Annotated in this window: 8 protein-coding genes; 4 read left to right on the top strand and 4 right to left on the bottom strand. The window is 68.1% G+C overall.

What is annotated here, in order from left to right; all coding sequences use genetic code 11:
• Positions 1–70: 70 nt before the first annotated feature.
• The 3 genes from argH to AC07XB_RS32930 all read right to left on the bottom strand — a co-directional run bounded on the left by argH (position 71) and on the right by AC07XB_RS32930 (position 2,965).
• Positions 71–1,480 carry an argininosuccinate lyase gene (gene argH, locus AC07XB_RS32920; protein ID WP_492374992.1) on the bottom strand — a complete coding sequence of 470 codons (1,410 nt, stop codon included), beginning with the start codon at positions 1,478–1,480 and terminating at the stop codon, positions 71–73.
• 136 nt (positions 1,481–1,616) lie between these two features.
• Complete coding sequence (locus tag AC07XB_RS32925) at positions 1,617–2,363, bottom strand: anti-sigma factor (protein WP_492831568.1); 747 nt, start codon at positions 2,361–2,363, stop codon at positions 1,617–1,619.
• On the bottom strand, positions 2,360–2,965 hold the full coding sequence (locus tag AC07XB_RS32930; protein WP_416049442.1) for a sigma-70 family RNA polymerase sigma factor: 606 nt from the start codon (positions 2,963–2,965) through the stop codon (positions 2,360–2,362). The genes AC07XB_RS32925 and AC07XB_RS32930 overlap by 4 nt, the downstream gene beginning before the upstream one ends.
• A gap of 195 nt (positions 2,966–3,160) precedes the next feature.
• On the opposite strand from AC07XB_RS32930, the gene AC07XB_RS32935 reads away from it, so the two are divergent.
• The gene (locus tag AC07XB_RS32935; RefSeq protein WP_492376711.1) at positions 3,161–3,796 is read left to right on the top strand and encodes a ferritin-like domain-containing protein; all 636 of its coding nucleotides are present in this window, start codon (positions 3,161–3,163) and stop codon (positions 3,794–3,796) included.
• A 182-nt stretch (positions 3,797–3,978) separates the two neighbouring features.
• Here AC07XB_RS32935 and ppc read toward each other — a convergent pair whose 3' ends face one another.
• Complete coding sequence (gene ppc / locus AC07XB_RS32940) at positions 3,979–6,993, bottom strand: phosphoenolpyruvate carboxylase (RefSeq protein ID WP_492810817.1); 3,015 nt, start codon at positions 6,991–6,993, stop codon at positions 3,979–3,981.
• A gap of 79 nt (positions 6,994–7,072) precedes the next feature.
• On the opposite strand from ppc, the gene hemC reads away from it, so the two are divergent.
• From hemC to AC07XB_RS32955, 3 genes are read left to right on the top strand one after another with little or no spacing between them, the layout of a single operon-like run.
• Entirely contained in the window at positions 7,073–8,074 is a 1,002-nt protein-coding gene (gene hemC / locus AC07XB_RS32945; RefSeq protein ID WP_492831569.1) for a hydroxymethylbilane synthase, read from the top strand.
• 9 nt (positions 8,075–8,083) lie between these two features.
• Positions 8,084–10,243, top strand: a complete 2,160-nt coding sequence (gene hemDX / locus AC07XB_RS32950) for a fused uroporphyrinogen-III synthase HemD/membrane protein HemX (protein WP_492831570.1) — start codon at positions 8,084–8,086, stop codon at positions 10,241–10,243.
• A 3-nt stretch (positions 10,244–10,246) separates the two neighbouring features.
• Positions 10,247–11,437, top strand: a complete 1,191-nt coding sequence (locus tag AC07XB_RS32955) for a heme biosynthesis protein HemY (RefSeq protein WP_174422644.1) — start codon at positions 10,247–10,249, stop codon at positions 11,435–11,437.
• Positions 11,438–11,585 lie beyond the last annotated feature (148 nt).

Genomic DNA, 11,585 nt, shown 5'->3' on the forward strand with positions numbered 1-11,585 from the left:
TTCTTTCAAAACAAAACTTACGTGAAACTTACATCGGCACGCTGCGCTGCATTGAATCCGCAGCCTGCGTTTAAAGCGTGGCGCGCGCCGCGGCAATGGCCGCGCGTACCTGTGCCGGCGCGGTGCCGCCGATGTGGTTACGCGCCGCGACCGAGCCTTCCAGCGTCAGCACCGCGTGCACGTCATCGCCGATCAGCGCGGCCTTGTCGCCCAGGCCGGTGACTTCGCGCAGCTCGGCCACGGTCAGGTCGGCCAGGTCGCAGCGGCGGTTGTCGCATGCGCGCACCGCGTGGGCCACGGCTTCGTGGGCATCGCGGAAGGGCAGGCCGTGCTTGACCAGGTAGTCGGCCAGGTCGGTGGCTGTGGCATAGCCTTGCAGCGCGGCGGCGCGCATGGCGTCCGGCTTGACCGAGATGCCCGGCACCATGTCGGCGAAGATGCGCAGCGTATCGGCCACGGTGTCCACCGTGTCGAACAGCGGCTCTTTGTCTTCCTGGTTGTCCTTGTTGTACGCCAGGGGCTGGCCCTTCATCAGGGTCAAGAGGCCGATCAGGTGGCCGTTGACGCGGCCGGTCTTGCCACGCGCCAGTTCGGGCACGTCCGGGTTCTTCTTCTGCGGCATGATCGAGCTACCGGTGCAGAAGCGGTCGGCGATATCGATAAAGCCCACGCGCGGGCTCATCCAGATCACCAGTTCTTCGGAGAAGCGCGAGATGTGGGTCATCACCAGCGCGGCGGCGGCGCAGAATTCGATGGCGAAGTCGCGGTCGGAGACGGCGTCCAGTGAGTTGCGGCACACGCCGTCGAAGCCCAGCTGCTGCGCCACGAACTCACGGTCGATCGGGTAGCTGGTGCCGGCCAGCGCGGCGGCGCCCAGCGGCAGGCGGTTCACGCGGCGGCGGCAGTCGGCCATGCGCTCGGCGTCGCGCGTGAACATTTCCACGTAGGCCAGCAGGTGGTGGCCGAAGGTGACCGGCTGGGCCACCTGCAGGTGGGTGAAGCCCGGCAGGATGGTGTCGGCGTTCTTCTCGGCCAGGTCCAGCAGCGCGCCACGCAGCGCGCCCAGCAGGCCGATGATGGTGTCAATCTCGCTGCGCAGCCACAGGCGGATATCGGTAGCGACCTGGTCGTTACGCGAGCGGCCGGTGTGCAGGCGCTTGCCGGCGTCGCCGACCAGCGCGGTCAGGCGCGCTTCGATATTCAGGTGGACGTCTTCCAGGTCGAGCTTCCACTCGAAGCCGCCGGCCTCGATCTCGCCACGGATCTGCGTCATGCCGCGCTCGATCTCGGCGCGGTCGGCCTCGGCGATGATTCCCTGCTTGGCCAGCATGGCGGCGTGCGCCAGCGAACCCTGGATGTCGAACAGAGCCAGGCGCTTGTCGAAGAACACCGAAGCGGTGTAGCGCTTCACCAGGTCGGACATCGGTTCGGAGAAGCGGGCGGACCAGGCTTCGCCTTTCTTGGCAAGTTGGGAGGTCATGGGCGGTAAGGCTGGGTTAGCTCGCAAGCCGGCGGCGGGCCGCGGGGCGAACGAGAGAATTCGGGGAAACCACGATTATATCGCTGCCGGGCCCCACGCAGACGGTAGCGGGTCCGGGAGGGCCTCCCGGACCGCCCTATAAGGTGTTGTCGATGACCTGGCCCTTGAACACCACCGGCCCGGTGGGGCCGTTGGGGTCGGGCGAGCCGCCGCGCGGCTCCACGCTGATCGCCAGCGCCGGCACTTTGCCCAGCGCCTGGGCGACCGCCAGGCGCAACTGGCGCTGGTGCCCGATCACGCCGAGCGACTGCGGCTTGCCGCCGGCGGGGAGGGCCCAAAGCTGCAGGGCCTGCGCATCGTTCAGTGGCAGGTGATCCAGGCGGCGCAAGGTAAGCGCTTGCGAACGTGCATCCCAAGTCACAAGCACGGCGGCCTGGGCGCGATCGTCGTTGAGCACGGCCACCGCATTGACCAGCGGTGCAGTGTCCAGTTGGCGGGACATCCGCACGTTGAGGCCGATTGCCACGGCTGCCAGCGCGGCGGTCGCCATGGTGGCACCGCGCCAGAAGCCGGGGGCGGCCCACAGCCGTTGCCACCAGGCTGCGGGTGCCGCACCGGCCGGGGTGGCCGCGTCGGACGCCTTCATGGCTTGCCAGCCCAGCCGTTGTTCGATCCCGCACCACACCTTCTCCACCGGCGCCGAGGCAGGCTGGAGTTCGGCAAGGCCTGACAGCCTGGACTGCCAGTGGCTGATGGCAGCGCGGATCGCGGGTTCCTCGCGGGCGAGCGTCTCCAGCCGGCGGCGCGCGCCCCCGCGCAACACGCCCAGCGCGTACTGCGCGGCAAGGCGGTCGATCAGGTCGGGATGGCGGCTGAGGTTCATGACAGGCTTTCCAGGCACGTGCGCAGGCGCTCCAGGCCGCGCCGTATCCATGACTTGATGGTGCCAAGCGGCACCTGCAATTGTTCGGACAGCTCGCTATGGCTCATGTCCTTCAGGTAGGCCAGCGAGATAGCCTGCCGCTGTGGCTGTTCCAGCCGCTGCAGGCACTGGTTCAACGCCCGCGCTTGCTGGCTGGCGAGCGCAAGTTCCGCCGGGCCGGCCGCTTCGTCGGCCAGCCACTCGCCAAGGCTGTCGTCCAGCTCCACGGTCTGGCTGGTGCGGGCAGCTGCCTGGCGGCGCAGGCAATCCAGCGCCCGGTTGCGCACGATGGCTGTCATCCAGGTCATCGGGGCAGCCAGGTGCGGCCGGTAGTCGCCGGCGTGATGCCAGATGCTGACGAAACTCTCTTGCACCACATCCTCCGCCCAGTCGTGCCTGTTGGTTATACGCAGCGCGAGGCCAAACAGTTTCGTTGCGGTCTGGTCGTAGAGCTGCCGCAAGGCGTGCCGGTCTCCCATGGCCGCGCCTTGCAGCAACGCGGCAAGCAGGTCGGCGTCGGCCGGCCTGGGGGCAAAAGAGGAGTCGGCGGGGGAGGAGGGCACCGGGGGCGGATATCAGCAAGTGACGTTCCCGGATTATAGGCACGGCTCGCGCGCGGCATGCGAAGGATCGCTGCATCCGATGGCCAATTGCGCGCGTAGAAGAGGCAGGCGCCGCCGTTGCAGCCGCGATGCAAGCCGCATCCGAGCGCATGCGACCCCATGAAGGCGCCGTCCACCCCTATACAGGAGAACACCATGGAACGCATGCAGTCGAGCACCGCGCAGCACGAACGCCAGGCCGGCGAGGACACGGACAGCCGCATCCTTGTTGCGCCGGATGCGCGCCGGCGCGGCTTGCTGAAAGTCCCCGGCCTATTCGCGCTGGGATCGCTGGCGGTGATGAGCCTGGGCGAGTCGATGCCAGCATGGGCGCAGGTTCAGTCCGGCAGCACCAAGGACGATATCGCGATTCTCAATGTTGCCCTCGGGCTGGAATACCAGGCCATCGCGGCCTATCAGGTTGGCGCGGAGAGCGGTTTGCTGCAAAAACCCGTGCTGGAAACAGCGGTCAAGTTCCAGACGCACCACAAGGCACACGCACAGGTGCTGGCGGGCACGGTGTCCAAGATGGGCGGCAGCCCCGTGATCACCAAAAAGCCGGGCGAATACGGCTTCCCGACCGATCAGCTGAAAACCCAGGCCGACGTACTGCGCTTTGCCGCCGGCCTGGAGAAGGGGGCCACCGCGGCCTACCTGGGCGTATTGCCGAACTTCCACAATCGCGAGCTGACCAAGGCCGCCGGCAGCATCCTGGGTGACGAAGCGATGCATTGGGCCATCCTGCTCTCGGTGCTCGGCGAAGACCCGGTGCCGGGCGCGTTCGTCGGCTAAAAGCCTGGCCGCCAATATCGGATGGAGAGCCGCGCGCCCGGTCTGCCGTTTCTGCCCGAATAGCCAATACCTACGGTAGACGAGCCACACTCTGCGCCGTCCGGCCAACTGGCCGGACGGGTTCCCCGCCATGGTGCCAGCCACCATGGCGGCTTTTTTTGCGCAGTGTGCGCAGCCTCGCCTTAGCCGCTGTTGCGCAGGCCCGCCGCCACCCCGTTGATGGTCAGGTGAATGCCGCGCCGCACGCGGATGTCGTCACCGTCCTTGCCCGAGCGGTAGCGCTTGAGCAATTCCACCTGCAAGTGGTTGAGCGGGTCCAGGTAGGCGAAGCGGTTCTTGATGGAACGCGCCAGCAGCGGGTTGTCGGCCAGGCGCTCATGACGGCCGGTGATCAGGGCCAGCATGTCGCAGGTCAGGTGCCACTCGGCGCTGATGCGCGCGAACACCGTCTTGCGCAGCGCGGCGTCTTCGCACAGCTGCGCATAGCGCGAGGCCACGGCCAGGTCGGTCTTGGCCAGCACCATGTCCATATTGGACAGCAGCGTGGTGAAGAACGGCCAGGTCTTGACCATGCGGCGCAGCGTGGCTACGGCCGCCTTGTGCGCACGCTCGTCCGGCGCCTCGTCCAGCAGTGCCTTGACCGCGCTGCCAAAGCCGTACCAGCCCGGTAGCAGCAGCCGGCACTGGCCCCAGGAAAAGCCCCAGGGAATCGCGCGCAGGTCTTCGATGCGGCGCTGCTTCTTGTCCATCAGCTTGCGCGAGGCCGGGCGCGAACCCAGGTTGAGGTCGGCGATCTCGGTGATCGGCGTGGTGGCGAAGAAGTAGTCCTTGAAGCCGGGCGTGTCGTACACCAGGTGACGATACGACGTGAACGCGCGATCCGAGAGCTGCTGCATCACGGCCTCGAACGTCGCCAGGTCCTTCGGCGCGTTCTGCGTCGGCAGCAGCGAGGCTTCCAGCGTGGCGGCGATCACCGTTTCCAGGTTGCGCCGGCCGATCTCGGCGTTGGCGAACTTGCTGTTGATGATTTCGCCCTGCTCGGTCAGGCGGATCTGGCCGTTGACCGTGCCCGGCGGCTGCGACAGGATGGCCTGATAGGTCGGGCCGCCGCCGCGGCCAACGGTGCCGCCGCGGCCGTGGAATAGCCGCAGCTTCACGCGGCGCGCCTCGAACACCTGCACCAGTGCCAGCTCGGCCTTGTATAGCTCCCAGTTGGAGGTGAGGAAGCCGCCGTCCTTGTTGGAGTCGGAGTAGCCCAGCATCACTTCCTGCTCGCCGCCATGGTGGGCGATCACCGAGGCAAAGCCCGGCAGCTCCAGCAGCGATTGCATGATGCCGGCGGCGTTGCGCAAGTCCTCGATGGTCTCGAACAACGGGATCACCATCAGCTCCGGGCGCGCTGGGTTGGTCTTGTTGCCCAGCGTGCCGTGCAGCATGCCGGTTTCCTTCTGCAGCAGCAGCACTTCGACCAGGTCGGACAGCGTCTCGGTGTGCGAGATGATGTAGTTGCGGGCCACGCGCGCGCCGTAGCGGGCGCGCAACTCGCGCGCCATGTTCAGAATGGCCAGCTCGCTGCGGGTCTGCTCGGAATAGGCATGCCAGGGCAGCGTCAGCAGGCGCGGCTGGCGCAGTTCGGCCAGCAGCAGTTCCAGCTTGCGGGCTTCCGTCAGGCCGGCATAGTCGGCCTCAACCCCGGCTGCGGCGAACAGTTCCGCGATCACCGCCTCGTGCACGTCGGACACCTGGCGCATGTCGATCGAGGCCAGGTGGAACCCGAATACGGCGATGGCCTTGGCCAGCGCGTCGATGCGGGTGCGCGCCAGCGCCTCGCCGTGATGGGCGCGCAGCGAGTCGATCACGACCTGCACGTCGGCGGCAAAGGATTGCGCGTCGGCATAGGGCGCGGAGTCGGCCACCGGGTGGCGCGGCGCGGCCTGGCCGGTGACGGCCTGGCAGGTTGCCGCCAGGCGCGCATAGATGCCGATCAGTGCGCGGCGGTACGGCTCGTCGGCGCGATGCTCGGAGTGGTCGGGCGAGGCATCCGCCAGCGCCAGCAGTTCCGGGCTGGCCTCCACCATCAGGCTCGACATCGACAGTTCGGCGCCCAGCGCGTGGACTTCGTCCAGGTACCACTCCAGGATCAGCGACGATTGCTGGCTCGCGGCGTGTTGCAGCGTGTCGGCGGTGACGTTGGGGTTGCCGTCGCGGTCGCCGCCGATCCAGGAGCCCATCTGGAAGAAGGGCGCGAGCTGGGTAGAGGCGGCAGGCGCAGCCTTGCTCTTGCGCGCGGCGGGAAACACCGCGGCGATGTCCTCTTCCAGCTCGCTCATCAGTTGCGGGATGCCGCGCAGGAAGCAGGTGCGGTAGTAGGACAGCGCATTCTCGATTTCGTCCACCACCATCAGCCGCGTATTGCGCAGCATGCGGGTCTGCCACAGCGTGGTGACGCGCGCGCGCAACAGTGCGGTGTTGTGCTCGCGCTCACGCGCGGTCATGGGCAGGTCGCGCTCGGCCAGCAGGCGGGCGATCTCGCGCTCGGCGTCGAGAATGCTCTTGCGCTGGACTTCGGTCGGGTGCGCGGTCAGTACCGGCACGATCAGCGCTTCGTCGAAGAACTTGCGCAGTGTCTTGCCGGTTACGCCGGCCGCGTCGATGGCCTGCAGCGCATGCGCCAGGCTGCCCGGCTGCGGCGGCGATCCGGCCAGCGCGTGCACGCGCCGGCGGCGGTTGTGGTGCTGGTCCTCGGCGATATTGGCCAGGTGCGAGAAATAGCTGAAGGCGCGCACCACCGAGTTGGTCTGGTCGCGCGACAGGCGCTTGAGCAGACGATCCAGCTCCGCGCCGGCGGCGCGGTCGTTCTCGCGGCGAAAGCGCACGGCGGTCTGGCGGATGGTCTCGACCAGCTCGAAGGCCGATTCGCCTTCCTGCTCGCGCACGCAATCTCCCAGCAAGCGGCCCAGGAAGCGGATGTCCTCGCGCAGAGGCACATCCTTGTCGCTGGCGCGGCGGGCCGGGGTCGCGGCGGGCGCGGCTTCAGGCTTCGCGGCGCTGGTGCGCCTGGCGCGGGTGGCCTTGGCGGATGGGGCAGATGGGGCGGTCGCGGGAATCGAGGCGGAAGCCAATGCGGTGTCGGGGGCGTCTGCCCGGCTGGCGGTTGGCTTGCGCCGGCCTGCGGGGCGCGCAGCTTGCTGCGTCATGCAATCTCCTGTCGTTTCTTATCTATTGTGTGTTGTCTGTTGGCCCGGAGCGGCTTGGGGTGCGTGCTAACATTCGCGGATGCAAGCATCCGTCTCCCCGTCGTCGTCCAGCGCTGCGCCGCGCAAGCTAGTCATCGCCTCCCGTGAAAGCCGTCTGGCTATGTGGCAGGCCGAGCATGTGCGTGCTGCGTTGCAACAATACTATCCCGCGTGCGATGTGTCCATTCTCGGAATGACGACGCGCGGAGATCAGATTCTAGACCGTACTTTGTCCAAGGTTGGCGGCAAGGGCCTGTTCGTCAAGGAACTCGAGATCGCGATGGCCGAAGGCCGCGCCGACCTCGCCGTGCACTCCCTCAAGGATGTGCCGATGGAGTTGCCTGAAGGGTTTGCCCTGATCGCCATCATGGAGCGCGAGGACCCGCGCGATGCGCTGGTCTCAAGCCGCTTCGCCTCGCTGGACGACATGCCCGCGGGCACCGTGGTAGGCACCTCCAGCCTGCGCCGCGAGGCCGCGTTGCGCACCCGCTACCCCCACCTGGTGATCCAGCCGCTGCGCGGCAACCTGGATACCCGCCTGGCCAAGCTCGACCGCGGCGACTACGGCGCCATCATCCTGGCCGCCGCCGGCCTCAAGCGACTTGGCCTGGCCGACCGTATCCGTGCCGTGCTGGATCCCGTCAGCTCGCTGCCGGCAGCCGGGCAGGGCGCGCTGGGTATCGAGATCCCGTCCGGCCGCCCCGAGCTGGCCGCGTGGCTGGCGCCGCTGAACCATGCGCCCAGCGCGCTGGCCGTGACCGCCGAGCGTGCCGTGTCGCGCATGCTGGGCGGTTCGTGCCAGGTGCCGCTTGCCGCGCATGCGCGCTGGGAGGGCACGCAACTGCACATCGACGCCTTCGTGGCGCTGCCCGACGGCAGCCGCAGCGTGCGGGCCCAGTCCGCGGCCGTGGTGGAAGGCGCCGATGCGTCCAGCCAGGCCGAAGCGCTTGGCAAGGCCGTTGCCCAGGACCTGTTGGGGCAGGGCGCGGCTGATATTCTCGCGGCGCTGGTGGATCCGGCGTCCCCTCAAGCCCCTGCCTGAGACCGGCCCATGCCCCGCCCGACCGTCGTTGTAACACGACCCGCCGGGCAGTCCCGGCAACTTACCGAGGCCTTGTCGGCCGCCGGCCTGGACGTGCTTGGCTTTCCCCTGCTGGCGATCGGCCCCGTGGCCGACGATGCCCGCTTGCGCGCGGCGCTGGCGCAACTGGCGGACTTCACGCTGGTGGTCTTCGTCAGTCCCAATGCCGTGGCCTTCGCACTCGATGCGCTGGCCCAGGTGCAGGACAAGCCCGCGCCGCAGTGGCCGGCATCCGTAGCGGTAGCCGTGGTTGGCCCCGCCAGCGTGGCTGCGCTGGCCGAGCGCGGGATTGCCGCGCCCAACTACCGCGTGATCGCCCCGGCGGGTTGCACGACCGGCCATGAGGCAGACAACGGCGACGCCGCCAACGGTGGCGACGGCGCCGCGGCGCGCTTCGATTCCGAGGCCCTGTGGCAACAGCTTGAAGCCCAGCTTGGTGCCGGGGCTCTTGCCGAACGTAAGGTCTTGATCATCCGTGGCAATGGCGGACGCGACTGGCTGGCCGAGCGCCTGCGCGCCGCCGGCGCCGAGGTGCAGGCGGTCGAGGCCTACCAGCGCTCGGTCCCCACGCCCGGCAGCATGCAATGGCAAGCCGTGCGCGACGCGCTCAAGCCGGGCGCGGCACCGCAGGCCTGGCTGCTGACCAGTTCCGAAGCCGTGCGCAATCTCGATGAGATGGCGCGCCAGGCCCTGAGCCCGCAAGAGCTCGCCTGCCTGCGCCAGGTGCAGTGCATCGCGCCCCATGCGAGAATCGCCGAACAGGCCTTGGCCCTCGGGTTCTCGCACTTGCTGCGCGCCGCACCCGGAGACGAAGGCCTGCTGGCGGCTTGCCGCCAGTGGGCGCAGGCGCATGCCGGCCCGCCGGCGCCGATGCCTGTCGCGGCGCCGCCGGCTGCCGCCGCGCCCGTCCCGCTCGCCACGGTGCCGCCACTCCCGGCACCACCACCAGTCAACCCACCGCCCGCAACGTCAACGAAGGTCGATCGCGTGACGCAAGACAATACCGCTCCTCCCGCTTCCAGCCCGCCTCCCGCGGCTGGCGCCTCGCTGCCCGCGCGCGGCGCACCCCGCGTCAATCCATGGTGGTTGCTGCTGTTCCTGCTGATCCTGGCCATCGGCGGCGGTTTCTGGTGGCTGCAGCAGCGCGTGGACCACCTGACCCAGGAACTGGCGCGGCGCCAGCAGAGCAACGATGCGCTAGTGCAGGAAACCCGGGTGCTCTCGCGCAACGCGCAGGACACCGTCAAGGAACTGCAGGCCAAGGTTGGCGCGCTGGACGGCCAGGTGGGCGAGGCCCGCGACAAGCAATCCGCGCTGGAGCAGGTCTACCAGGACCTGATGCGCAACCGCGACGACTGGGAGATTGCCGAGATCCAGCAACTGCTCACCAACGCCGGCCAGCAACTCCAGCTGACGGGCAATGTGCAGGTAGCACTGGCCGCGCTGCAAAGCGCCGACACGCGCCTTGCACGGACCGACAAGCCGCAGTACAACCTGCTGCGCCGTGCCATCGCCCGCGACGTGGCGCGCATGAAGGCCGTGCCGGATACGGACCTGACCGGTGCCGCCATCAAGCTCGATGAAGCCATCAACCAGATCGATACGCTGCCGTTGCTGTCGAGCGAGCGCATGCTCGAGCGCAGTGAAGCGGATGCGCGCAAGACGGACGGGAAGGCGGAGGCTGTCGACAAGCCCGCCAAGCCCGCCGGCGCCAAGGCTGGCAAGAATGCCGCCAAGGACGAGGCCGCGCCGGCCGGCAACGCGATCGGCAACTGGTTTGGCCGCCTGTGGGGCAGTGTGCGCGACGAGCTGATGCAGGTTATCCGCATCCGCCGCGTGGATGATGCCCAGGCACTGCTGCTGACCGGCGACCAGGGCTGGTTCCTGCGCGAGAACGTCAAGCTGCGGCTGCTCAATGCGCGCCTGGCGCTGCTGTCGCGCAACGAGCCGGTGTTCCGCAATGACCTGGCGGCCGCGCAAGCCATGATCGGACGCTATTGCGACACCAAGTCGCGCCGCGTGCAGGCCGTTCTGACCCTGCTCAAGCAGGCCCAGGCCGGCGCCGTGACGGTGCAGTTGCCCACCATGGCGGAAAGCCTCGGCGCGCTGCAAGCGCTCAAGAAGGAGTAGCGCATGCGGCTTCTTTTCTGGGTAGCTATCCTGTTTGGCGGCGCGGTCGGGCTCGCGCTGTTCACGCAGTTCAACCAGAGCAACCTGGTTCTGTTCTACCCGCCTTACCGGGTTGAGCTGTCGCTGAACCTGGCGCTGGCCCTGCTGTTGCTGGCGTTCTTCGTGGTCTGGACCATCCTCAGCACTGCGCGCCATCTGTCCGAGATGCCGGCGCGTGCCGCGGCCTACCGCGAGCGCAGCCGCATGAACCGCGCGCAGGCGGCCTTGCGCGAGTCCATCGAGAACCTGTTCGCCGGCCGCTTTGCCCGTGCCGAGCGTACCGCGCGCGAGGCCCAGGCCTGGCCTGAGCAGGCCCAGACGGCAGCGCTGATCGGCGCCCGCGCGGCGCACCGCATGCAGGAAACCGAGCGGCGCGACGCCTGGATGGCGCAGGTGACCGATCCTGAGCGCGAGCAGGCCCGGCTGGTGTCGATGGCCGAGTTGCTGGTCGACGCGCGCGATGCGGAAGGCGCGCTGGAAACCATCGCGCAGCTGCAGGCCCAGGGCGCGCGTCAGATCCACGTGCAGCGCATCGCGCTGCGTGCCCACCAGCACCTGAAGAACTGGACCGAAGTCCTGCGCCTGGCGCGCTCGCTGGAAAAGCGCAATGCCCTGCATCCTGTGCTGGCGCTGCGCCTCAAGCAACTGGCCTGCGAGGCCCTGCTGGAGGAGCGCCGCCACGACGTGCAGGGCCTGCAGGATTTCTGGCGTTCGTTGTCCACCGACGAACGCCGCGCGGCCCGCATCGCCGAGCCCGCAGCGCGCTATTTCGCGGCGCTGGGCCGTCAGGATGAAGCGCGCAAGATCGTGGAGGACGCGCTCAAGGTCAACTGGGATAGCCGGCTGGTCTTGCGCTATGCCGAATGCGCGGAGCCGGGACGTGCGCTGCCGCAGATTCAGCAGGCGGAGAAATGGCTGACGCAGCATCCTGTGGACGCGGATCTCTACTTCACGCTAGGCGTGCTGTGCCTGGGCGAGAAGCTATGGGGCAAGGCGCAGTCCAGCTTTGAGCGGGCGTTGAAATATGCGGATGCTGACCTGCAGCGCAGGCTGCGGGTTCGGGCGCATCTGGCGTTGGCTAAGATGTTTGAGGAGACCGAGCGGCCTGAGGAGGCACAGCGGCATTATCGGGAGAGTGCGATTTTGGCGGCTTGAGGGGGTGGGTTGGGGTTGATGTCAACTGCAAAATTAGCTTCAACGTCAAGGGATTAACCGCAACTTCAACAGCAGTTTCACCACCCCTGCGGGGCGGCGACCTACTTTCTTGTCTTGCCAAGAAAGTAGGCAAAGAAGGCGCGCCGGA

The sequence above is a fragment of the Cupriavidus sp. GW821-FHT02F09 genome, from assembly GCF_059421605.1.